The 21,763-nt window shown below is 45.4% G+C and carries 24 protein-coding genes; 17 read left to right on the top strand and 7 right to left on the bottom strand.

Annotation, left to right across the window (positions count from 1 at the left end):
• Window positions 1–18: 18 nt before the first annotated feature.
• Together MKX35_RS24405 and MKX35_RS24400 are read right to left on the bottom strand one after the other, a co-directional pair.
• Window positions 19–1,008 (bottom strand): permease, encoded by a 990-nt coding sequence (locus MKX35_RS24405; RefSeq protein WP_076283197.1) that lies wholly within the window; start codon window positions 1,006–1,008, stop codon window positions 19–21.
• Window positions 1,005–2,033 (bottom strand): CobW family GTP-binding protein, encoded by a 1,029-nt coding sequence (locus MKX35_RS24400; protein WP_076298555.1) that lies wholly within the window; start codon window positions 2,031–2,033, stop codon window positions 1,005–1,007. Before MKX35_RS24400 ends, MKX35_RS24405 begins: the two co-directional genes overlap by 4 nt.
• A gap of 199 nt (window positions 2,034–2,232) precedes the next feature.
• Between MKX35_RS24400 and rpmG the strand changes: the two genes are divergently transcribed.
• The 4 genes from rpmG to MKX35_RS24380 all read left to right on the top strand — a co-directional run bounded on the left by rpmG (window position 2,233) and on the right by MKX35_RS24380 (window position 4,958).
• Entirely contained in the window at window positions 2,233–2,382 is a 150-nt protein-coding gene (rpmG, locus tag MKX35_RS24395; protein ID WP_076283195.1) for a 50S ribosomal protein L33, read from the top strand.
• A gap of 50 nt (window positions 2,383–2,432) precedes the next feature.
• Window positions 2,433–3,644: a GTP-binding protein gene (locus MKX35_RS24390; RefSeq protein WP_076298554.1), complete on the top strand. Its 1,212-nt coding sequence runs from the start codon at window positions 2,433–2,435 to the stop codon at window positions 3,642–3,644.
• A gap of 132 nt (window positions 3,645–3,776) precedes the next feature.
• The gene (locus tag MKX35_RS24385; RefSeq protein WP_081382746.1) at window positions 3,777–4,202 is read left to right on the top strand and encodes a DUF6157 family protein; all 426 of its coding nucleotides are present in this window, start codon (window positions 3,777–3,779) and stop codon (window positions 4,200–4,202) included.
• 15 nt (window positions 4,203–4,217) lie between these two features.
• On the top strand, window positions 4,218–4,958 hold the full coding sequence (locus tag MKX35_RS24380; protein WP_076298553.1) for a GNAT family N-acetyltransferase: 741 nt from the start codon (window positions 4,218–4,220) through the stop codon (window positions 4,956–4,958).
• 58 nt (window positions 4,959–5,016) lie between these two features.
• Here MKX35_RS24380 and MKX35_RS24375 read toward each other — a convergent pair whose 3' ends face one another.
• Complete coding sequence (locus MKX35_RS24375) at window positions 5,017–5,820, bottom strand: MBL fold metallo-hydrolase (protein ID WP_042186783.1); 804 nt, start codon at window positions 5,818–5,820, stop codon at window positions 5,017–5,019.
• A gap of 147 nt (window positions 5,821–5,967) precedes the next feature.
• Window positions 5,968–6,552 carry a helix-turn-helix domain-containing protein gene (locus MKX35_RS24370; protein ID WP_076283191.1) on the bottom strand — a complete coding sequence of 195 codons (585 nt, stop codon included), beginning with the start codon at window positions 6,550–6,552 and terminating at the stop codon, window positions 5,968–5,970.
• A gap of 164 nt (window positions 6,553–6,716) precedes the next feature.
• On the opposite strand from MKX35_RS24370, the gene MKX35_RS24365 reads away from it, so the two are divergent.
• The 9 genes from MKX35_RS24365 (at window position 6,717) to MKX35_RS24325 (ending at window position 12,481) form a co-directional block, all read left to right on the top strand.
• Entirely contained in the window at window positions 6,717–7,004 is a 288-nt protein-coding gene (locus MKX35_RS24365; RefSeq protein ID WP_042126253.1) for a Dabb family protein, read from the top strand.
• Window positions 7,005–7,214: 210 nt separating this feature from the next.
• Window positions 7,215–7,655: a DUF86 domain-containing protein gene (locus MKX35_RS24360; RefSeq protein WP_042186787.1), complete on the top strand. Its 441-nt coding sequence runs from the start codon at window positions 7,215–7,217 to the stop codon at window positions 7,653–7,655.
• A 59-nt stretch (window positions 7,656–7,714) separates the two neighbouring features.
• On the top strand, window positions 7,715–8,380 hold the full coding sequence (locus MKX35_RS24355; RefSeq protein ID WP_042186789.1) for a helix-turn-helix transcriptional regulator: 666 nt from the start codon (window positions 7,715–7,717) through the stop codon (window positions 8,378–8,380).
• 100 nt (window positions 8,381–8,480) lie between these two features.
• On the top strand, window positions 8,481–8,933 hold the full coding sequence (locus MKX35_RS24350; protein ID WP_076298552.1) for a YtxH domain-containing protein: 453 nt from the start codon (window positions 8,481–8,483) through the stop codon (window positions 8,931–8,933).
• 254 nt (window positions 8,934–9,187) lie between these two features.
• Window positions 9,188–9,994 carry a glutamate racemase gene (gene racE / locus MKX35_RS24345; RefSeq protein WP_076283405.1) on the top strand — a complete coding sequence of 269 codons (807 nt, stop codon included), beginning with the start codon at window positions 9,188–9,190 and terminating at the stop codon, window positions 9,992–9,994.
• Between the two features lie 207 nt (window positions 9,995–10,201).
• Window positions 10,202–11,410: a M14 family metallopeptidase gene (locus MKX35_RS24340; protein WP_076298551.1), complete on the top strand. Its 1,209-nt coding sequence runs from the start codon at window positions 10,202–10,204 to the stop codon at window positions 11,408–11,410.
• A gap of 110 nt (window positions 11,411–11,520) precedes the next feature.
• Window positions 11,521–11,772, top strand: a complete 252-nt coding sequence (locus MKX35_RS24335) for a hypothetical protein (protein ID WP_076283188.1) — start codon at window positions 11,521–11,523, stop codon at window positions 11,770–11,772.
• Window positions 11,773–11,897: 125 nt separating this feature from the next.
• Complete coding sequence (locus MKX35_RS24330) at window positions 11,898–12,200, top strand: HesB/IscA family protein (RefSeq protein ID WP_076298550.1); 303 nt, start codon at window positions 11,898–11,900, stop codon at window positions 12,198–12,200.
• Window positions 12,201–12,241: 41 nt separating this feature from the next.
• Window positions 12,242–12,481: a DUF1450 domain-containing protein gene (locus MKX35_RS24325; RefSeq protein ID WP_042126265.1), complete on the top strand. Its 240-nt coding sequence runs from the start codon at window positions 12,242–12,244 to the stop codon at window positions 12,479–12,481.
• Window positions 12,482–12,567: 86 nt separating this feature from the next.
• Here MKX35_RS24325 and MKX35_RS24320 read toward each other — a convergent pair whose 3' ends face one another.
• Window positions 12,568–14,538, bottom strand: coding sequence for an LTA synthase family protein (locus MKX35_RS24320; protein WP_076298621.1), 1,971 nt, complete (start codon window positions 14,536–14,538; stop codon window positions 12,568–12,570).
• Window positions 14,539–14,741: 203 nt separating this feature from the next.
• Window positions 14,742–15,881, bottom strand: a complete 1,140-nt coding sequence (locus MKX35_RS24315) for a THUMP domain-containing class I SAM-dependent RNA methyltransferase (protein WP_076283187.1) — start codon at window positions 15,879–15,881, stop codon at window positions 14,742–14,744.
• A gap of 198 nt (window positions 15,882–16,079) precedes the next feature.
• Between MKX35_RS24315 and MKX35_RS24310 the strand changes: the two genes are divergently transcribed.
• A complete protein-coding gene (locus MKX35_RS24310; protein ID WP_076283186.1) occupies window positions 16,080–16,709 on the top strand; it encodes an O-methyltransferase in 630 nt (209 codons plus the stop codon).
• Between the two features lie 7 nt (window positions 16,710–16,716).
• On the opposite strand, the gene MKX35_RS24305 is transcribed toward MKX35_RS24310, so the two are convergent.
• Window positions 16,717–17,937, bottom strand: a complete 1,221-nt coding sequence (locus MKX35_RS24305; protein ID WP_076298549.1) for an MFS transporter — start codon at window positions 17,935–17,937, stop codon at window positions 16,717–16,719.
• Window positions 17,938–18,215: 278 nt separating this feature from the next.
• Here MKX35_RS24305 and hemE point away from each other — a divergent pair, with 278 nt between their 5' ends.
• The 3 genes from hemE to hemG are packed head-to-tail and all read left to right on the top strand — an operon-like array spanning window position 18,216 to window position 21,687.
• Window positions 18,216–19,277, top strand: coding sequence for a uroporphyrinogen decarboxylase (gene hemE / locus MKX35_RS24300; RefSeq protein ID WP_076298548.1), 1,062 nt, complete (start codon window positions 18,216–18,218; stop codon window positions 19,275–19,277).
• A 35-nt stretch (window positions 19,278–19,312) separates the two neighbouring features.
• Window positions 19,313–20,269 (top strand): ferrochelatase, encoded by a 957-nt coding sequence (hemH, locus tag MKX35_RS24295; protein ID WP_139328657.1) that lies wholly within the window; start codon window positions 19,313–19,315, stop codon window positions 20,267–20,269.
• Window positions 20,266–21,687, top strand: a complete 1,422-nt coding sequence (gene hemG / locus MKX35_RS24290) for a protoporphyrinogen oxidase (protein WP_076298547.1) — start codon at window positions 20,266–20,268, stop codon at window positions 21,685–21,687. The genes hemH and hemG overlap by 4 nt, the downstream gene beginning before the upstream one ends.
• Window positions 21,688–21,763: the final 76 nt, after the last annotated feature.

The raw sequence follows: 21,763 nt of genomic DNA, 5'->3' as shown, positions 1-21,763 counted from the left end.
TGCTTGCCACCTCTATGATTACAGCCATAAGGACATGAGTACGGCTCCGATAAATACGCTCGAAAAGATAAGAAAGAACAAATAAAGAGCGAATTTGGTCTTAAACAGCGAGAGTAACATCAATGAATTTTTGAAATCTAACATCGGCCCAAATACCATAAAAGCGAGCAGTGCTCCTGCTGGAAAAGAATGTACGAAGGTGGAAGCTACAAAGGCATCTGAGGTGGAACAGAGTGAAAGCACAAATGCCAGTCCCATCATGAAAAAATAAGACCCGAGCGGCTTATCTCCGATCGCAGCCAAACTGTCCTGAACCATAAACGTCTGAATGCCAGCGGTCAATAGGCAGCCAATGATTAAGTATTTTCCCATCTCAAAAAACTCATCCGAGGTATGCACGAAGACGGCGGCTAACTTTCCTCCACGAGAATTATTATGATGTGTGTTATCGGTTTCGCGCTGAACGCTAAGGCGTATCGGGGACTTTTTCACCGTTGCATAGATAATCAAGCCTATAATACAGGCGACTACAAAAGCTAGACCCATCCGGGCATAGGCCAGTTCTGAGTGGTTGCGAAATGCCGTCAGTGTTGCTCCGTAGACGACTGGATTTAGGATGGGTCCGGATAAAATAAACACGATCGCCACGTAGACAGGCATCCCCTTATGGATTAGTCGGCGGACGAGAGGGATCATTCCACATTCGCATACTGGAAAAATAATTCCGAGCAGGCAAGCGAATAAAATGGCTGGAAGCGCCTGCCGTGGAATCCAGCGGGAGATCATCTCATCTGGGATAAAGACGCGAAGCAGCGAGGATAATAAAGCTCCTGCTAACACAAACGGCAAGGCTTCTAGCAAAATCCCGATAAAGCCGGTTTTGAACGTGTCAATGTACGCGTTATCTAGTAGCTCCAGTTGATTTGGCACCCATATAAAACCAATGATAATCAGGAATGAGATCGGTAGAAGCAGCGGCAGTAGTTTTAAAGGGGAAAGGGTAGTCAAGGTTCGAATAAGGTGGACCACCGATCTGCCAGCAGTTCCTCATCTAAATTTATCCCGATGAATACCACATAAGGCATTCCGGGGTAACGTGATGCCTCCCAGCTTGTACGCATTCCCGCATATTGGACAAGTTGAACCGGTTCCTGTTCGGACAAAAGGATATGCCCTTTGGCACGGAGCAGGTTGTCACCCCATTCTTGAAAGAAAGCCTCTAGCTGTTCTTTGGAAGGCATTGTAGTCCCTGCTTGCGGAATGGTTAACGTGATGGCGGTCACTTGGGAAAAAGAAGCGTGGGGCTCTTCTTGCCGTTCTTTTACTGCTGTAGCTCCCTGTTCTGAATTCATTTGTTTAAGTGTTGCGCCTTTAAAGGTTTGAGGTGCTCGTTGTGGCGCGGGAGCGATGATTTTACGTGGGGTGATTCCTGATAATATCGGTGAAAGGTTGATTTCGCTGTAATGGGTATAAACGATTTCAGCCTCTGTATTTTGTTTTCGGACACCTTTTTCAATACGCCATAAGGTTTCAGGCTCTACAAGATCGCTCTTATTAACGACAATGAGATCAGCAGTGGACAGCTGCTTGCGAAGGGTACGAACCAGCTGTTTGTCAGAGGAGAGTCTGCTGTTATATTCCAAGGCGTTTTCTGCATCCAATAAGGTGATCGTAAAATGCAATTCGACCCTTTCTTGTAGTGCGGCTTCTTGTAATGTTTTGGCGATTTCTTCCGGATTCGCGACGCCAGTAAGCTCGATATAAATAGCATCGGGACGTCCTCTTAGCAGTACCAGCAGGCTGTCTGCCAAATCCTCTTTACGGCTACAGCATACACATCCATCCAGTAGCTTAGTCACGGTTGTACCCGTATGCTCCTGCAGAATATACCCATCTACATCTCTCTTTCCCAGCTCATTCATAACTACGCCAGGGTTCAGACCCCTTACCTTGCTCTCTTTCAGCAGGGACAACAGCAGAGTTGTCTTCCCGCTCCCCAGAAACCCGCTCAAAATAATTACTGGTATCTTCATGATCTCCACTCCTGCCTGATTCTCTTGGAAATACAAGAATCATATTTTTATATTTCCATCTATACGTGATTTGTTCGCAAGAAAGACCACAAAATTAAGAGAGTTGGAATTTTTACAAGATCATAGTTGACAGATTGTGAATAAAACGTGTACGATATGTTAATCGTAATTATTACGATTTAAAAAAGGAGATGGAACAATGAGAGTAATCATTACTTTGGCATGCACGGAGACAGGAGATCGTAACTATACCACTACCAAGAATAAGCGAAATCACCCAGAACGTATGGAAATGAAGAAATATTGTCCACGACTGAAAAGAGTTACATTACACCGCGAAACCCGGTAAGAGCTATAAATGCCAAACATAAATGCTAATCAATGATAGGAGTGATCGGAATGAAAAAAATCCCCGTTACGGTGCTAAGTGGCTACTTAGGCTCAGGAAAAACAACACTGCTAAATCATGTCTTGCACAACCGTGAAGGCTTGAAAGTTGCTGTTATCGTTAACGATATGAGTGAAGTGAATGTGGACGCCAACCTGGTGAAGTCAGGTAATGTGCTTTCTAGAACGGAAGAGAAATTAGTGGAAATGTCTAATGGTTGTATCTGCTGTACACTCCGCGACGATTTGATTGTCGAAGTAGAAAAGCTGGCAGCTGAAGGCCGTTTTGATTATATCCTCATTGAATCATCTGGCATTAGCGAGCCTGTTCCGGTGGCACAGACTTTTACTTATGCGAACCCAGAACTGGATATTGATTTGACTTCACTCGCACAATTGGACACGATGGTGACCGTTGTGGATGCTGGCCGATTCTGGCATGACTTCTCTTCTGGTGATAGTCTGATCGATCGTAATCAAACGGCTGGTGAAGACGATTATCGCGATATTGTGGATTTGCTCATTGATCAGATCGAGACTTGTGATGTGTTATTGTTTAATAAGTGTGATCTGCTAGAAGAAGAAGAGCTTAACAAGCTTGAAGCTGTGCTTCGCAAACTTCAGCCGACAGCCAAGCTGATCCGTACGGTTAACGGAGTGGTAGATCCGAAGGAGATTCTTAATACTGGATTATTTGATTTTGAAAAAACAAGCTTGTCCTCCGGTTGGATTACGGAGCTTAACAAGGAGACACATACGCCTGAGACGGAGGAATACGGAATATCTTCTTTTGTCTATCGCCGGAGAACCCCCTTTCATCCGCAAAGGTTAAGCTTTTTCTTTAGTCATTGGCCGGAGGAAGTTGTCAGAGCGAAAGGGATTGTATGGGTTGCCGCAGAGGGTGATCTTGCAGCGAGTATCAGCCAGGCTGGACCCTCGATTCAGTTCGGACCTGCCGGCTACTGGCTAGCTACAATGCCTGAGGATCAGCAGCAGGAGGTATTGGAAAGCGAACCTGAAATGAAAGCCAAGTGGGACGAGCTGTGGGGCGATCGAATGAATGAAATCGTGTTTATCGGTGTTAGTATGGACTCAGCACAAATCGAAGCGAGATTGGATCGATGTTTGTTGACGAAAGATGAGTTGAAGCAGGATTGGACAACGTTTAATAATCCGCTTCCGTGGCCTGTTGAAGAACTCCTTGCGGCAGCGGCTGAGGAATAGAAATTCAGATGAAATAGCAGATGAAAATCCGGAATCCAGGAGGTAGAGGTTCCGGATTTTTGCTGTGCAATTATAGTGACTATGAATTATCATAGAAGGAATATATTTCAATTAAAAATAGAGGTGATGCCCATGAGTTATACAAACACTTTCATACGTGTAGCAGAGGATTGTCCTGAGGAAACGGGAATCCCGCCGATGTCTTGCCGTACACTCCCGCCTGCGCATGTGATTCAATATGAGCTGCTTATTAATGAGCCTTACAAATACAATCATGAAGAGCTTCTGTTTGAGGTTCATGTACGCCATAAACAAATTCCGCTAGAAGATCGTGTGACCCGTAGGGAAGAAATATGGAAGGAGCTATTCTCTAGAAACCATCCATGCCTGCGAGCCTCTCTACTTCCGAAGCGATTCGGCTGGGGTGTACATTACAACCATGAGGGGAAAATAGCCATTTATGGTAAGGAGTCTCCCGAATATGACTATTATATTTCGTATGCTGATGAAGCAGTGAAGCTGCTACCAGCGATGCGTAATAAGCGGGAACATGGCTAATAAGGAGGAGATAACTTGTATAAAGCAATTGAAGAAATCACACTTAATACTTGGCCAGCGGAGCAGAGTGTTCTCCTGAATGGCTGGGTTCTGCGCACAGCAGCTGGATATACGAAAAGAGCTAATTCGGTCAATCCGTTATACGGAGAAAAAAGCTCTCTTGCGGATCTTACAAACCAAATTAAGCTTGCTGAGCAGTACTATAAGGATGCTGGATTAAAGCCAGTATTTAAAATAACGCCGTATATCCAGCCTGCGAACCTGGATGAGGCGCTAGCGGAGCGTGGTTACACAGTTGTCGAGCCATCATCTGTTAGGCTATTAGAACTGGAGGGATTAGCTACTCCTGATCTTCGATATGAGATACAAGTTCAGGAGAGCTTAACTGAAGAGTGGTTAAATGCATTTACAAAGCTCTCTGCGCTCTCAAAAGACAATGGGAGCACCTTAACTAGAATGTTATCCGCTTGTCTTTTGCAGCAGGGCTATATTCTGTTGATTAACAATGGCGTTCCTACCGCTTGTGGTCTGGGTGTTATTCAGAACGGCTACATAGGTCTCTTTGATATTATCACTGCTTCCGATCAGCGTAGACAAGGTATGGCGGAACAACTGCTGCTTGCATTACTACACTGGGGCAAGACGCAGGGTGCAACAACCGCTTTTTTGCAGGTTGTACAAGCTAATACTGGAGCTTCGGCTTTGTACGACAAGCTCGGATTTAAGGAGATATATCAATATTGGTATAGAGTGTAGTCTTGAATGATGCGGGGGCGCATTGGCTATTTCAGCAAAATGGGACCCCGTAAGGAAATCACACGAACTTCCCTTGACCCGGCAACGCCATTTCCTTGAAATTCTTGCATAAATGAGCAAGCTGAGTAGATAATTTTTCACCCTCCATAGGCACCCCATGTCCAGAGAGAACGATATGAGGATCTAGCAACGCAAGTGTGCGGACCGACTTTTCCGCGTCTTCCCAGTCCGTCGTGAAATAAGAGGGTGGGCCGTGCACCACCTGATGCTGGGTAGCTACTGCGAATACGGACTCTTGTTTGACTGTAAGAAAGGTGTCACCAGCAATCAGTACCTTATCTTCTGGTCTGAATAGTGAAATATGTCCGGGACTATGTCCAGGTGTATGGATCCATTTCCAGCCCTTTGCTCCGGGGACGGTTCTGTCTTCGGGTAATGGATGTATAGCTGATCCAAGGTCGATGCCATGATGTGAAAATAATGAGGACACCATACTCATCAGCCCGCCGCCTACGGCCGGATCGGCTGGAGGATAATCCGCTTTACCTGTTAGATAAGGAAGCTCTAGTGGGTGAGCATACACGGGTACATTCCATTCCTCAATAAGCTTTTTCACACCTCCGATATGGTCAAAATGCCCATGAGTCAGGATAATTGCCACCGGTGGCTTCTCATACTTCTCCTTAGCATAATCTATAATTCTGTTTGTGTAAGAGCTAAGTCCCGTATCTACAATGATCCAGTCCGAATTGGGCTGGCCGATGAATGCGCAATTTACGAACATGGTTCGTAGTCCGATGACACCGGGGGCCACGTCCCAAGTATCGGTGTAGCCTTCAGATAGTATTCCGTCAAGTCTCATCTTACGCCTCCTGTTCCGTTCTTTAGTACTGAACAATGTACCTAAACAGTAGTATGACCCTTTTTTAAGAAAAAAATATGGCAAAAAACCCTTCTCCTAATTAAGGAAGAAGGGCTGGCCTTGAACTTATTAAGCGATAGGATCACATTAGAGCGTTCCGCAGTCTGCAAATAGAATATGTCGTGGAATTCGGAAGAAGGTTTCGGCTTTTTCCTGCAGAGCAGGGGTAGGCAGATGGCTGCTGTGCAACCATTTTCGAAACGTCCCGGGATGAACACCTATCCAAATACTTACATCGGTTACGGAAAAATCGTAAACCATACAGAGGCCGGTTAGAATCACATTGCTGCGGGGCGAACTGGTAATACTTCTTTTCATAAATCGTGAAGGAGTTGGTTGACATACAATTGGACTCTGACGAATCAGTGCTTCATTGAACAAAATGTGGGGCGGGTACCCGAGTAGGCGGCAGGTCTTGTCAATGTTATTGTTGGAAGGGATACGACCTTCGTATACCCAGGCGCTTACGCTGCGAGAGGATATACCAAGATCTTCTGCGAGTCGTGAAAGTTTGATATCCTTAGCCATCAATACAGCAAGTAACACACGGTTTCTAATCTGGCTGCGCTTTGGACGGCGGAATCTTTTTACACGAACGCCTTGTCCAAGATATTTGCGGTTGATCAGAGACCACGCCTGGATATTATGAGTTTCTTGTTGGTTACTAGGCATAATTCCTCCGATTTTTTAAAAATATACTACAACACTTTCATATACATCGGCAATGGTTAATGCTGCTATTTCTGACATCACTTTTTAAGTTTCTTCCAGAACGCGTACGCTTATGATATATTTTTAATATCTAATTACAATATTACAACAGGGAGCGAGATAGAATGATCAAGCATATTGTGTTTTTTAAATTGAAGGACCGGTCCGAAGAAAGCGTTGCGGCAACGGTAGCCGTACTGCGAAATATGGAAGGTAAAATCCCGCAGCTCCTTTCGATTGAAGTGGGTGCTGATATCATTCATTCTGATCGATCCTTTGATATTGCTCTAGTTACGGTGGTAGCTTCTCTGGATGATTTACAGGCTTATCAGGTTCATCCGGCGCATAAGGAAGTTATAGCTCATATTAATGAAGTTAAAGAACTTTCAATTGCTGTGGATTACGTAATTTAAGCGAACTACTGATTAACAAGCATCATCATTTTATACCGGAAGCGGTGACAGGAATGCGTGAGCTCGAGTATCCGATGGAAGCGTTAACTTATTTGGTCGTTTTTCTTGCGGCATGTTTCATTATGTTCTTTTGGCTGAAACGCCGCGGCAAACGCGGTAAGTAGGGATAATGCAGATTTCTCTAACTATTTTTGACATGGGGGTATTGCTGTGTATTATGTCAACCGCAAACAAATCGAAACCATTCTTGCTCAAATCCCAGATATAACTACAGGTCTTCGGACTGTAACAGCTTCATGGGATGGCAATACTTTAACCGGACTAATACAAGAACGCTGCCTTCATCTGGCGATAGAGGTGGTTACGGACGTTGGTAGTTGTCTGATTGACGGTTTTATTATGCGTGATGCCGGAAGTTATGAGGATATCATTTCAATTATACATGAAGAAAAAGTGCTAGGTAAAAGTGAGATCTACGAGCGATTGATAGAGCTTGTCGCACTTCGTAAGCCGCTCGTGCAGGATTATTTTGCCTGGGAAAGAGAAGCACTACACCCGCTCACACCAATCCTTTCAGAGGTGCTAGAGAAGTTTGCTGTTGAAGTAGGGAATTATTTGGATCAGGAACTTGGGTCCGGTGTAACGCTATAATAGCATAAGATAGAATCATATAAAATAGGCGGTAGCCGTGAAAGAGAGGGGGTTCCTTTATGATGAAGATGGGGCAGGAAAATGGATCGACAAGGCACTTGATTATGACGCTCCTGAAGACGAAAGGACCACTGACCATCGGCGCGCTGGCAGAAGAATTGGGAATTACAGAGATGGGTGTCCGTCGTCATGTGCTTCAGCTGGAGCAGGAGGGACTTGCTAAGACAAAAGTGGTTCGGCAAGCGATGGGGCGGCCTTTACATATGTATTCTTTAACGGAGAAGTCCGAAGAGTATTTTCCAAAAAGCTATCACAATCTGGCTTTGGAGCTTTTGCGTGAATTGGATTATGGCAGTGGATTGGAAGCTGTTAATACATTGTTTGAGGGACGCCGTCGCCGGATGCTCACCCAGTATGCACCGATGATGGAACGCCGGAATTTGGAAGAGCGAGTAGCTGAGTTATCGTCGATCCAAAACGCTGGTGGATATATGGCAGAGTGGAACCGTGAAGAGGATGGTTCGTATGTCATAAAAGAATACAACTGCCCGATTCGCCAGGTGGCTACTCAGTATCGTAAAGCTTGTCAATGCGAGCATAGCCTATTTGAGGAATTGCTGGATGCTAAGGTTACACGAAGTGAATGTATGGCAGAAGGAGGACAATGCTGCCGATACGCAATTGCACCCAAAAATGTAACAGACAAAACTTCTGAAAAGTCGTAATAATTAGTCACAAGACAAACTCCTGCTGCTTATGATATAGCAGATATAGGCATTAGCCCGGTAGAGCGGGGAGCAATGAATTTAAAGGAGAGATGAAACGATGAAAAAGGACACAAAAGGTTTGTTATGGGGAGCTTTAGTCGGAAGTGTGGTTGGATCAGTGACAGCACTTCTGTTCGCGCCTAAGCCAGGTAAAGAGCTGCGCAAGGATATTGCGGAAGGAACAGCTGCTGGCATTGAAAAGGTACAGGGAATTGCCGTGCAGGCTGGAGACAAGAGCGTTGAGCTGTATGACAAAGCTAAGGATTCTATAGGTCATGTAGTCCATGAGGTTCGCGAATGGAGCAAATCATGTTCGAATGCTGTAGAAGAAGATACTGCTACTGTAGCAGTAAGTGGAACTGTTACGGAAGAAACGATTCAAGAGGCAGCGGCCACTTTGGAAGAGGTAACGGAGTTAGAGGTATCGCCTGTAAATGAAGAAATAAGCAGTGAAGAAGCTAGTCTTGAAGAAGCTCAGCCAGATGACAAGGATAATAACGAAATCGCATAATGAAACAGTGGATGGAGTGTTTGGTTTTACGGTCAAAAAGTACTTATTCTCTTTTAATAGAGCCGCTTTTTCGCATTGGGCGGAAGGTGGCTTTTTTATTTCATTCTTATAGACCTGTTAAATGATGGCAAAAGTCTTGGCTTGAACTAAGAGTCCAAAAGGAGTAATATCTGCAATTGGGGCTGAAAGTCAGGTACATTTTGTTTTCGGCTTACATAAGCTACACAAAACAAGTAGAAGGAAGCGGTGTGTTCGTGCAGCAAGCTATTGCAATATTAGACTCAGGTGTGGGAGGGCTAACAGTTGTCAAAGAAGTGATGAGGCAGCTCCCGCGGGAGAAAATCATTTATTTCGGAGATACGGCCCGAGCTCCGTACGGACCCCGTTCGACCGAGGAAGTAACACTGTTTACAGAACAAATTGTAGATTATTTGATCCAGTTTAATCCTAAAATGATTGTTATCGCTTGTAATACCGCAACAGCAGCGGCACTCGATTATATCTCAGCCAAGGTCTCTATCCCTGTCATTGGGGTGATTCATCCCGGAGCCCGTGCTGCAATTAGCGCGACCAAAAGCGGACATGTCGGCGTGATCGGTACAATAGGAACCATCGGCAGCGGGGCTTATACTAACGCACTAAAGCAGCTGTCTCCTTTTGTTGAGGTTGTAAGTCAAGCCTGCCCAGCACTTGTCCCACTCGTTGAGCAAGGTATGTTCCGCTCTGAGATAAGTTATGAAATTGTAGAGCAGGCATTGGAAGGCATTAAAGATAATAACATCGATACTTTAATTTTAGGATGCACTCATTATCCATTTCTTGTTGAGCCTATTGGAGAGACCATGGGACCGGGAGTCAAACTGATCAGTTCCGCAGATGAGACAGCTCGTGAGATCAGCACGATTTTATACGATAAAGGCAAGCTGTCCATCGGGGATGAAAGTCCAATTCATCAGTTCTTCTGCAGTGGTGATGCTGAAATGTTTCAGCGAATTGCCCGAGACTGGCTTGGAGAACAAATTAAACGTACCCCAGTAGTATGGCAAGTATCCACGTTATAAGCAGAGCAATGTTGAATTGAATAGGGACAAACTCTACGGAGTGTAAGATAAAATAGGCTGGGAAGCATCATTCCCAGCCTATTTTCTTGTGATTCATTTCTCCTTCATGCAGGGTAGTGGCTCTTGCATACAATAGAGTTAAGTGCTGTTTGCTGCTATTTTTGTATCCACCGTATCAGCAATTTAAGGCCGAGAGGATGAGACCTAATGCGACAATATATTGCAAGCAGGGGAGATACCGTAAGCCGAATTGCCGCCCTGCATGGATTAACCCCTGAGCATGTCATTCAAGGCAATCCATGGGTTGGGAGACAGTCTTATTTATATCCTGGCCAGGTTTTATTTCTTCCGTCTTCGCCACGTAAAAGGTATGCGGTGCAGGAAGGGGACGATCTTGAACGCATAACCTCATTATTCAATGTGAGTTTAGATGATTTGGAGAAGCTTAATCCAGGTGTGTCCTCAGGGCGCTTTTGTACACCGGGAAAAGTGCTCGTCATTCCGCCTCCGATTCCAGAGCGAGTGGTATTCTTACGTGGAGAGTACGGTCCGGTTGATGTTGAGAACGATATCAGCAGTCTGATTGCACAATATCCTTTTATACAAGCATATCCAATTGGCAACAGTGTGCTCGGCAAGCCAATTCATGTGCTTAAAATAGGCAATGGAACCCGCCATTTGCATGTTAATGCGGCTCTACATGCTAATGAATGGCTGACCTCGCCTTGCCTGATGTCGTTCATAGAAGAGTATGCAGCAGCTTATGCTAAAGGTTTGGCATGGAATGGTCATCGTCCAGAGGAATGGTACAATAATTGGACCCTATGGGCTGTACCCATGGCTAACCCTGACGGCGTGGAGTTAGTGCAGGAGGGCGTTTTACCAGGCCACCCTTATTATGAGGACCTTATGAAATGGAACGGGGGACGGCGGAGTTTTCGCCATTGGAAGGCCAATATACGCGGTGTGGATCTCGGGGATCAGTTCCCTGCTCATTGGGAAGAGGAACGGGAACGCCGTGGTGTAATCCTGCCCTCTCCGCGTGATTACAGTGGTCCTGAGGCGCTAAGTGAACCTGAGGCAGCCGCTCTAGCGGTACTTGCTGAGAACGCGCCCGGAGAAGCTGCAGTGTCTTTGCATAGCCAAGGGGGAGAGATCTACTGGAATTACCGGGGATATGAACCTCCCGAAAGCCGCGAATTAGCAACACGGTTGGCCGCTGCGAGCAGCTATCGTGCAGTCGAATTAACTGGCAGCGATGCCGGGTATAAGGATTGGTTCATCCAGACCTTTCGTAAACCAGGATTTACAGTAGAGCTGGGGATCGGTAAAAATCCGTTGCCATTGGCAGATTTTGAGGATATGGCGCTAGAAACGGGTCTAATTTTGGGAACGATACTATCCAATGTGAAATAATTATGAAACAATTACAGTAAACTTGCGTAACATAAACCATAGGGTATGGCCGCTGTCGTCACTACACGTTATCCGCGGCTGTATCCTTTTTACTTGGGAGGAGGGTCACTATGAAACTGAAAAAACTGCTGTCACTGAAACAATGGTCTACTATCTTCAGTAGTTCCTGGCGATATGTGATCTCCCCAAAAGTCGCAATAGGGGACAAGCTTTTATTCACAATCCCAGTACTGCTCTATTGGGTGTTGCCGGATTTTATGCCTTTTTTACCGATCGATGATATTGGTGTGACGATGCTTCTTATGGGCTGGTTCGTGTCACGGATGGGACGAAAATACCCGGCACTTCAGGCCGGAAAATGAGGCAGTGAAGTGAGATCTACCTCGGATTGTGTATCTAATTTGTTAATATAGTTGCTTTTAGATATCATTTACCTTTAAAATAGGTAATTGAGTATTTAATTTAAGTACTAGGAGATGGATGATAGATGAAGGTCAAAATTACCCGCAATGCGGCTAAAGTGATAAAGAAACAAATGGAACTTGAAGGAAAGAGCGAGTTGAAGCTTCGCGTAGCGATTACGCATGCTCACGGTGATCATGCTCACTACGGACTGGATTTGGACACGCCTAATGAGAATGATGTTGTAGTCTCGACAGATAAAGAAATCGATGTTATTCTTGATCCGAATCAACCGCTCCTTGATGGTGTGGTCGTTGATTATTTATATCTTCCTGAAGAAGGTTTTGTTATTACTAATCCGTCTAAAGGTAATCACGGCGATCACTAAACGTTTCGCCTTAAATTTGGGACATAAAGAAGGGTTGCTCCATGGCTAACGATATACAAGTGTGCGATGAATGTAATTTTATGAAATTGAAGAGTATCATACCCAAACTGCAAAAGATGGCGCCTGATGCAGAGATCAAGGTCGGCTGTAAGTCGTACTGTGGTCCATGTGGCAAACGGGCCTTTGTATATGTTAATGGTCGTTATGTGAGTGCTCCAACAGAGGAAGAAGTGTTGAAGAAGGTAGAAGCTTTTATCAAGCAACCGGCCGTTCAGAAATAATGCAGAGGTCTTATCCATCAACTTAAAAAGCCCTAAACCCGTGTTGATGACGGAGTTTAGGGCTTTTTGTTTTATAAATGAAATTTTTATGGTGCAGATTCTTCCTTTCGGAGCATCTTGATGCCATCGTATTTCATGATATCGTCTGAGATTTGCAGTCGTTGCTTACTTGTCTCGAACCCGGTGCTGCACCCCGCAACGTCAATGGCTTCGCGGCTGTCGAGGCTATAACAGGTGCCACTGTTGAATTGTCCATTTTCACTTGGAAGATAGGAGCGCTTCGCATCGGCAAAGGCACCGGTTCGCAGTGTCACAAGTCGCTCTTTGCCGCTGAACAGATTATTACCCATGAGATAATAAGGATCTTGTGAGATCCCAAGCAGATGGAGTAAGGAAGGTGTGAGATCCAATTGACCAGCCGGATTAGAATCAATCACCGAGGTGTTATTACCCGGCAGATGAATGAGTAATGGAACTTGATGCATGATTTGATGCATGTCGAGCTTATTTAAGCTTTTACCAAGAAATTGTTCGTAATAAGAGGTATCTTGGATCGAGTTATCATGATCACCATAAAAGGCAAGGATCGTGTTATCCCACAACCCACGCTGCTTCATATCACTCACCAATTCACCTAGAGCTTCATCTGTATAATGAACAGCCTGCAAATAATCTCCGAAGATGGTACCTTTAAACTCCCCGGTATCAAGCCCTTGCTTAGCCGCAGGGAGAGAATATGGGTGATGACTAGATAGTGTAGTCAAAAAAGAGTAAAAGGGCTTCTGAATCGATTTTGCAGAATCCATAATATTTAGGGACTGCCGCAGGAATGATTTATCTCCCAATGACCAGCCTAGGGGCTCGTCGATCTTAAAGTCTTTTTTGCTATAAAAATGGTCGTACCCCATCGCCTTATACATAATCTGCCGATTCCAGAAGCTTCCTTCATACGCATGGAAGGCATTGGTGCTATAGCCCTTGGACTTCAAAATGGCAGGTAACGTGTCAAATTGATGATCCGGGTAACGGACAAATACTGAGCCGGAGACCAGCGGATACAGTGAACCATTCGAGGCGAAATCCGCATCGGAGGTTCGCCCTTGTGAGGTCTGATGATAGTAATTACTGAAGTAGGTATTCTCTTTGATTAGAGCGTTCAAATTAGGTGTGACCTCTTGTCCATTGATCGAACGTCCCACTACAAAATTCATAAAAGCTTCGGCCTGAATAACAACGATGTTGCTTCCGCTGTATTTTCCAAAGCTGTCGTTAAGAGCACTTTGCTCAGCATTGTGTTCATTGAACCAGAGCTTCATGGAGTTGGCTTCCTTTTGTGAAAGCTCAGGCTGCGGGCCTAAATGATCTTTGGCATACAAGTAAATATCATAACCGTGAAATCCAATGAGTCCAGTAACGTTATACATTGCCAAGCTCCACCAGTTACCAGTGAATAAACCCTTTGCCCACGTAGTGGCGTAAGAGTGGATAGGGCCAAAGGTCAGAATACAGCCTAATACCAATGCAACGACCCCGTTAACGCTCCGTCTTAGTCCTCTCATTAAGCGTGAAGAGGGACGGAAATGACTTGTGTGAGCATAATAGGAAGGCTGTCCATTATTATAGGTAGGCGTGTTCCGACGGAATAACACTACGCAAATGGTGTAAACCAGAAATATCAGCCAATCCGCGAACAAGTAGAGATCAGAGGGACGGAGTAGTGCAAAGATACTTCCGCCAAGTGCATCCATCTGTCCGGCTTGAAAAAGAACGGGAACGGTGATGAAATCCTGAAAGTAGCGATAGTAGACAATATCAGAATAAATAAGTAATGTCAGGAGCACGTTTATGATTATCAGGGCTATGGTTTGTCCACGTCGGGGGAGCCATAACACCCAAAATGATAACAGCATAACTGAACCGAGAGCAATGAGCTTGTCGAGACGGTTCATATCAATATTAGGGGCATGCAGGCCGCTGTGAAGAAACATTAGCTTAGCGAGCATAAGGACAAGAAAAAGGATGTAACCAATATAACGGGAGCGGACAATAGTGATCATTCTATCCGTTATGGATGAGCTGATCCTACTAAATGGATCTCGTGACACGTTAAAGCCTCCTAGCACAGAAGTTGAGTATGTAAGAAGAAACGGACACCGTCCTCAATCGAGGTAGATGTCCGTTCTTATATTTCTCGCATAAACGCTTACCGTCCTTTTAAGGACGCCGAAGCCGTTCATGCTTGGCGTAATTGTCTTCCGAATTATTTCGGATTTCTAGGTGGAAGTGGACCCAAGTATTGATAATATTGACACTCAATACGTCCGTTATACAACTTGCGACGCTTGTCCGCTTTACGGCCGTAATATTGTTCGAATTCCTTATAAGGACTAATCGCGAAGAATGACCAAGTCGGTAGATACAGCATCATTTCACCAAACTGGCGAGTCAGCTTCTCCACCTCTTTATCATTACTGATCCGTTCACCATATGGCGGATTGGTAATGATACAGCCGTATTCGCCTTGGGGTCTTGCTTTGGCGGCAGCCATCACGGTGAAGGTTATTTCTCCGGATAGGCCGGCGCTTTTAGCAGCGGCTTCAGCAATTTCTATAGCAGCAGGATCGATATCCGTGCCGGTTAGCTGCAATGGATAATCGTCTCGTACGGCATCGAAAGCTTCTTCGCGAGCTTCTTCCCACAGATACTTAGGGATGACTGGCCAATGTTCTGAAGGGAAGGAACGCCGTAGTCCCGGTGCGATATTCCAAGCGATCATCGCGGCTTCGATCAACAATGTTCCCGAACCACAACATGGATCATATAGCGGACGGTGGCCATTCCAGCGGCTAAGCTGGATTAAAGCGGCTGCCATCGTTTCCTTCAGTGGCGCTTCTGTAGCCTGTCTGCGGTATCCGCGTTTGTGAAGAGCAGGTCCGGTGGTGTCTAGCGTAATAAGCGCGATATCGTTTAACAGAATCACTTCGATCACATATCGAGGTCCGTTCTCTGGGAACCAGTCGGTATGATAGGAGAGCTTCAGCTTCTCGACGATAGCTTTTTTGACAATCCCTTGGGAAGCGGGTACACTCGTTAGTTGTGATTTATGGGATCGTCCTTCAACCGGAAATTCTCCATTCTCGGGAATCCAGTCTTCCCAAGGCAGCGCTTTAACACCCTCAAATAACTCATCGAAGGTTTTAGCGGGGAATTGACCCATTTTTACTAATACGCGGTCGGATGTACGCAGCCATAAATTACAGCGACAGATGTCGATATAATCACCACTGAACAATACACGACCGTTCTCGACCGTGGTCTCATAACCCAGTTCGTTTAATTCGCGCGCTACTACAGCTTCTAATCCCATAGGGGCAGTAGCGATTAATTGTAATTTGCTCAAATACTCTCAACTCCGTTTAACTTGTAGATAAATACAAAAAGCCAGTACAATAAGAAAAGCCAATACCATAAGAAAAGCATCCATACAAGTATAGGGGAATGCGGGACACTTCACAATGCCCGGCATTCCATAAACCATAAAATCTTCCCCGTCATCCCTTCATTCGAGAAAACGGGGGATCATCAAAGGAGAATCTTTATGCTTACCCAAGAAGAATACAGTGAACAACTTTATACCGAGGACGAAATCCTGCTTCAGGTAAAAGAAGCTATCGTCCAAGCGGGTATGCCGGAGGTGTCTGTCGAGCCGGGGTACGGAAGACTACTCACTATGCTTGTTAGATTGTCTCGCTCCACGCGTATTTTGGAGATTGGCGCACTTGGTGGCTACAGCGGGATTTGCTTATCTCGCGGCTTTACTGAAGGTGGCACGCTGACTTCACTAGAGCTGAGGGCCGATTATGCCGAGCTTGCTCGCCGTAATTTAGAACTGGCCGGATTCGGTGATTCTACGGAATATAGAATCGGTCCTGCAATGGACAGCCTGAAGGCACTTGAAGCAGAGGGCGCTAAGTTCGATTTCTTCTTTATCGACGCAGACAAGATTAACTATACCAATTACTTGGAATATGCCATCAAGATGGCTAATCCAGGAGCGATTATTGCTGGTGATAATATCTTTCTCCGCGGACGGACGCTAAATACTGATCGAAATGGACCTGCCATTCTGGCTGTACGGCATTTCAATGAAATGATCGCCACCGATGACCGTCTGATCAGCACTTGTCTGCCAGCCTATGATGGACTGGCGTTGGCTATGGTGAAATAGCAGAAGATTAGCGAAATAGCCGTGGCGGAGTAGCTTTGTATAGCTTAACCCGAACCCATAAGGTGTTTAACAGCAACAAGCTTCCGGAGATGATAAACAGTCCCTCAATACCAATATAACCAGATAGAAAGCCGCCTATGATAGCTCCCAGCATATTGCCCAGTGACAATGTGCTGCCGTTGAAGCCGAATGCGCGGCTTTCTTTCCCGTCAGGGGTATATGACCGGATAAGCGCATTAACGCTGGGCAATAGGCCGCCCATAAAAATCCCCATGAGAAAACGGACAATAATTAGCTGCCACACGCTAGTAACGAATGCTTGCGGAATCAGGAATAGCGAGGCCCCGATTAACGCGTAGGTCAGAATGCGGTGTGCGCCGACTTTATCACTCAGCTTGCCGAGCAAGGGGGAAGCCAGCATGTTGGAGATCCCTGTAACTGCGCTGACCATTCCGGCTAAAAAGGCTATATTCTCAGCAGGCCCATTTAACTTTTCAACGTACAGTGGCAGCAAGGCCATGGGGCTGATCATTGCAAATTGCAGCAAAAAGGTTACACCAAACAGCGCCGGGAGCTGAGGGATTTTGATCAATTCCTTCAAGCCCTCCATTACTGACACCTGTGGCTCCTGTGCGGCTTCTGCACGATCGAATTTCTCTTTAACGAGAAATAATGCCAGCAGAGAGGCGATGAAGAGCAAGGCGCCAACGACATAAAAGATCGGACGAAATCCGATTAAATCAGCAAGAAAACCACCAATAAGTGGTCCAAGGATGGTACCTGCAACAGAACCCGACTGCATCAGCCCCATCGAAAATCCCATACGTGCTTTCGGAGTAGTACCCGAAACGAGTGCGATGGAAGCAGGATTGAAGCCGGAGATTGTACCGTTTAGCAGTCGCAGTAAGAGCAGCTGCATAGGGGATTGTGCGAAGCCCATCAACACCATAACGATAGCCATGCCAAAGCTGGAGCGCAGGAGCATGATTTTACGTCCATATTTGTCAGCAAGTTTTCCCCATAGTGGCTGGAAAATGAAAGAAGTTAAAAAGTTTGCGGCAAAAATAAGGCCCGCCCAAATTCCAATTTCATGCTCACCCTGAACTCCAAGATCCTTAGCAAGATACAAGGTCAGGAACGGTGTAATCATCGTCATTCCGGCATTTACCAAGAATTGTCCGAACCAAAGCACTAAGAGGTTGACCTTCCATGTCTCCCATTTCTTCAAAGTGCTTTCACTTCCTTTCAAAGAATTTCAGAAAATACATGATTCACAGAAAAATAGACATTTTATCAGTATATCATTTTTTTAGCTTCAAAAGTGCAATACATGTCATAGTAATGTCATAGGATTGTCATTCCACGATCTTCGTTTTGCTTGTTACAACCTTTTAAAAAGGGCATAATAGTAAGTATGCCGATCAAGCATAAACGCCATCGGCGTCCTTATTAGGACGGTAAGCGTTTATTTTAAAAAATCTTATAAAATATAATGGAGATCTTATCATGACCTACAACGACACTTTTATCCGCGCCTGCAGAAAGCAGGATACGGAGCACGTTCCCGTATGGTACATGCGGCAGGCCGGCCGTTATGATCCCGAGTACCGTAAAATCAAGGAAAAGTACTCATTGCTTGAAATCTGCAAACAGCCTGAGTTAGCGGCTGAAGTAACCTTGATGCCTGTGCGCAAGCTAGGTGTGGACGCGGCCATTTTGTATTCAGACATTATGAATCCGGTCGCTTCTATCGGTGTGAAATTTGATATCGTCAAAGATATTGGCCCTGTGATCGAGAATCCGATTCGCTCTGCAGCAGATGTCGAGAGACTGAAGCCCATTGATGTTGAAGGCGATCTCGGACATATTTTGGAGACGATTGCAATTCTGGATAAGGAGCTGGACGTGCCCTTGATTACTTTCGCAGGCGCACCGTTTACAATTGCCAGCTATCTGATCGAAGGCAGACCTTCCAAAGGATATATTCGGACTAAAGAGCTAATGTACAGTGAACCCCGTGTCTGGGAAATGTTAATGGACAAGCTCGGCGATATGATTATCGCTTACCTCCGCAGTCACGTGCGTAGTGGTGGAAAAGCGTTTCAATTGTTCGACAGCTGGGTCGGTGCCCTTGCGCCTCGCGATTTTGAAAAGTATGTGTTACCGACGGTTTCTCGTATTTTTTCCGAATTATCCGATCTTGATGTACCGAAAATATACTTTCCTGGCGTAAGCTCTGGCGAATTGCTACCGAGTCTTACGAAGCTTCAAGCGGATGTAATCGGGGTGGACTGGCGTGTGAGCTTGTCCGAAGGTCGACGCAGAACCGGTGGGAAATTTGCGATTCAAGGCAACCTGGATCCGTATTTACTTACAGCGCCGATGGACGTCTTGAAGGAGCAAGCGAAAGCGTTAATTGATGAAGGGGTACAAGAGCCGGGATATATCTTCAATCTGGGTCATGGTTTATTCCCGGAGGCTTCTTTAGAGAAGCTTAGAGAATTAACGGAATATATTCACGAATATTCACAGGAAGTATTGAAAGAATCAGCCAAACTGCGTTCTTAAAAATAGCCTATTAAATCTATAAGGGGATGGAATCCGTGACAGCAAAAATAGGTGTTCTCGTCATGTCGTATGGCACTCCTAAAAGCTTAGAAGACGTTGAAGCATATTACACTCATATTCGGCGAGGTAATCCGCCGACAGCGGAGCAGCTTAAAGAATTAACAGATCGCTATGAAGCGATCGTCGGGGGTGTATTCCCGCTGCGGGAGAACACAGACCGTCAAGTAGCTGCATTACAGGCAGCATTAAACGCGGATAAAGCTGGGGCGGATGTTGAATTTGTCTGCTATCAGGGTTTGAAGCATGCCTATCCGTTTATTGAGGACGGCGTCGAGGCTATGGCGAAGGACGGCATTACCCAAGCGGTTGGTGTTGTGCTTGCCCCTCACTATTCAAGCATGAGCGTGGGTGGCTACATCAAACGTGCTCAGGAAAAGGCTGATGCATGTAAAATCAACATGGGTTTTGTGGAGAGTTACCATATGCACCCAGTATTAATCGATGTTCTAAGCCGGAGAGTAACTGCGAAAATAGATCAATATATCGAAGCAGGCGCTACTCGCGATGAGATAAGGGTATTATTTAGCGCGCATAGTCTTCCAGAGCGTATTCTAGCTATGGGGGATCCTTATAAAGATCAACTATTGGAGACCTCAAAGGCTATTGCAGATCAAGCGGGGATAACCAATTGGCAGTTTACGTGGCAAAGTGCAGGACGGACTGCTGAACCATGGCTTGGACCAGATATTCTGGATACACTTCAGCAGCTTAGCAAGGAACAGGTAGAGTATGTTCTAGTGGCACCGATCGGGTTCGTATCCGATCATTTAGAAGTGCTGTATGACCTTGATATCGAGGCAACAGCCGTAGCTTCAGAGCTGGATATGCGTCTTATGCGGATTGAATCATTAAACAGCGATCCTGCGTACATGTCCGTATTGAGCGATGTTGTTCGTACAAGACTGAATCAAATGTCGGCCGGTCAGTCATGACTGGTCCCTCTAGGCGAATTGTTATCATAGGCGGTGGGCTGAGTGGACTCAGCGCCGCCTTTTACATTCGTAAGTTTTACAAAGAAGCTGGCGTGAAACCTGATATTGTACTGCTAGAGAAAGACAAGACTCTTGGTGGGAAGATCGAAACATTGCACCGGGATGGATTTGTGATTGAGAAGGGTCCGGATTCTTTTTTAGCTAGCAAAACAGAGATGATTGAATTGGCTAAGGAATTAGAGCTAGATCACGAGCTTGTGAACACAAATCCAAAGGCAGAGAAGACCTATATACTACAGCGTGACAAGCTTCATCCTATGCCTTCCGGTCTTGTGCTTGGAATTCCTACTGAACTAAAGCCATTTCTATCAAGTGCTCTGGTTTCATTCGGTGGCAAAATACGCGCGCTGATGGACTTGATCCTTCCTCCTAAGCGGAGTAATGACGATGAATCCCTCGGACAGCTGATTGAGCGACGTTTAGGTACTGAAGTGATGGAGAATTTGACCGAACCGCTATTAGCCGGTATGTATGCTGGGGATTTACGCAAAGTCAGCCTACAGGCTACCTTTCCGCAATTTGGAGAAGTAGAGCGGCAGTATGGTGGTCTTATTCGTGGAATCATTAAAGAACAGAATTCCTCCAAGACAAATACGAGCACAAAGAACAGCACTTTTCTGACATTTCGAAAAGGACTACAAAGTCTCGTGCATGGCTTGATTCATGAACTGCATGATGTAGAACAGCGAACTGAAGCTGCGGTGGTCTCTATACATGCTACAGGAACTAATGCTTCTCGTTATGAGCTAGAACTGGAAAGTGGCGAACGGCTGCTTGCGGATGAAATATATATCACCACACCAAATTCTTTTGCTGCCGAACTTTTGCGTCCACATGTGGATGTTTCAGCACTCGATGCGGTAAATTATGTATCGGTTGCGAACTTAGTCATGGCCTTCGACAAGAAGGATATCGAAATTGATGATGCTGGAGCAGGTTTTCTTGTGCCACGTAAGGAAGGGCGCAATATTACTGCCTGTACATGGACGTCAACGAAGTGGCCGCATACGAGTCCAGATGATAAAGTACTTATGCGCTGTCATGTAGGCCGTTCCGGAGATGAGCAGAATGTTCAACTTCCAGATGAGGCTCTTACGGAGCTAGTGAGTAAGGATTTACGAGAGATCATGGGCATTACAGCGAAACCTATATTCACGGAAATTACTCGTTCGGAACATTCGATGCCACAGTATCCTGTTGGACATCTTGACAATCTTTCTAAATTCCATAGGGAGCTTGAGACCACACTTCCTGGGATATATGTCTTTGGAACTGGATATGATGGAGTGGCAATGCCCGATTGTGTTAAGCAGGCTAAGCTTACAGCACAAAGCGCTGCAAAGCGTATATCGAATTAATTGTTCATTTACGGGAGAGTTAGAATTATATAATGAACGGTGAAGCGAAGATTTTTTTGCTTCACCGTTTTTGTTT

This window comes from Paenibacillus sp. FSL R5-0923, assembly GCF_038009145.1.
In the GTDB taxonomy this organism is placed as follows: Bacteria; Bacillota; Bacilli; order Paenibacillales; family Paenibacillaceae; genus Paenibacillus_AQ.
Note: the sequence above shows the minus strand (reverse complement) of the source record. Positions and strands in the feature narration are given on the sequence as shown.

Bases quoted from the DNA above. Each gene is read 5' to 3' on its own strand.
- MKX35_RS24385 (WP_081382746.1), top strand. From the start codon at position 3,777: ATGAGTTATACAAACACTTTCATACGTGTAGCAGAGGATTGTCCTGAG.
- MKX35_RS24330 (WP_076298550.1), top strand. From the start codon at position 11,898: ATGAAGGTCAAAATTACCCGCAATGCGGCTAAAGTGATAAAGAAACAA.
- MKX35_RS24375 (WP_042186783.1), bottom strand. From the start codon at position 5,820: ATGAGACTTGACGGAATACTATCTGAAGGCTACACCGATACTTGGGAC.
- MKX35_RS24325 (WP_042126265.1), top strand. From the start codon at position 12,242: ATGGCTAACGATATACAAGTGTGCGATGAATGTAATTTTATGAAATTG.
- rpmG (WP_076283195.1), top strand. From the start codon at position 2,233: ATGAGAGTAATCATTACTTTGGCATGCACGGAGACAGGAGATCGTAAC.
- MKX35_RS24400 (WP_076298555.1), bottom strand. From the start codon at position 2,033: ATGAAGATACCAGTAATTATTTTGAGCGGGTTTCTGGGGAGCGGGAAG.
- MKX35_RS24340 (WP_076298551.1), top strand. From the start codon at position 10,202: ATGCGACAATATATTGCAAGCAGGGGAGATACCGTAAGCCGAATTGCC.
- MKX35_RS24365 (WP_042126253.1), top strand. From the start codon at position 6,717: ATGATCAAGCATATTGTGTTTTTTAAATTGAAGGACCGGTCCGAAGAA.
- MKX35_RS24370 (WP_076283191.1), bottom strand. From the start codon at position 6,552: ATGCCTAGTAACCAACAAGAAACTCATAATATCCAGGCGTGGTCTCTG.
- hemE (WP_076298548.1), top strand. From the start codon at position 18,216: ATGACCTACAACGACACTTTTATCCGCGCCTGCAGAAAGCAGGATACG.
- MKX35_RS24350 (WP_076298552.1), top strand. From the start codon at position 8,481: ATGAAAAAGGACACAAAAGGTTTGTTATGGGGAGCTTTAGTCGGAAGT.
- MKX35_RS24310 (WP_076283186.1), top strand. From the start codon at position 16,080: ATGCTTACCCAAGAAGAATACAGTGAACAACTTTATACCGAGGACGAA.
- MKX35_RS24320 (WP_076298621.1), bottom strand. From the start codon at position 14,538: ATGATCACTATTGTCCGCTCCCGTTATATTGGTTACATCCTTTTTCTT.
- MKX35_RS24355 (WP_042186789.1), top strand. From the start codon at position 7,715: ATGATGAAGATGGGGCAGGAAAATGGATCGACAAGGCACTTGATTATG.
- hemG (WP_076298547.1), top strand. From the start codon at position 20,266: ATGACTGGTCCCTCTAGGCGAATTGTTATCATAGGCGGTGGGCTGAGT.
- MKX35_RS24390 (WP_076298554.1), top strand. From the start codon at position 2,433: ATGAAAAAAATCCCCGTTACGGTGCTAAGTGGCTACTTAGGCTCAGGA.
- MKX35_RS24335 (WP_076283188.1), top strand. From the start codon at position 11,521: ATGAAACTGAAAAAACTGCTGTCACTGAAACAATGGTCTACTATCTTC.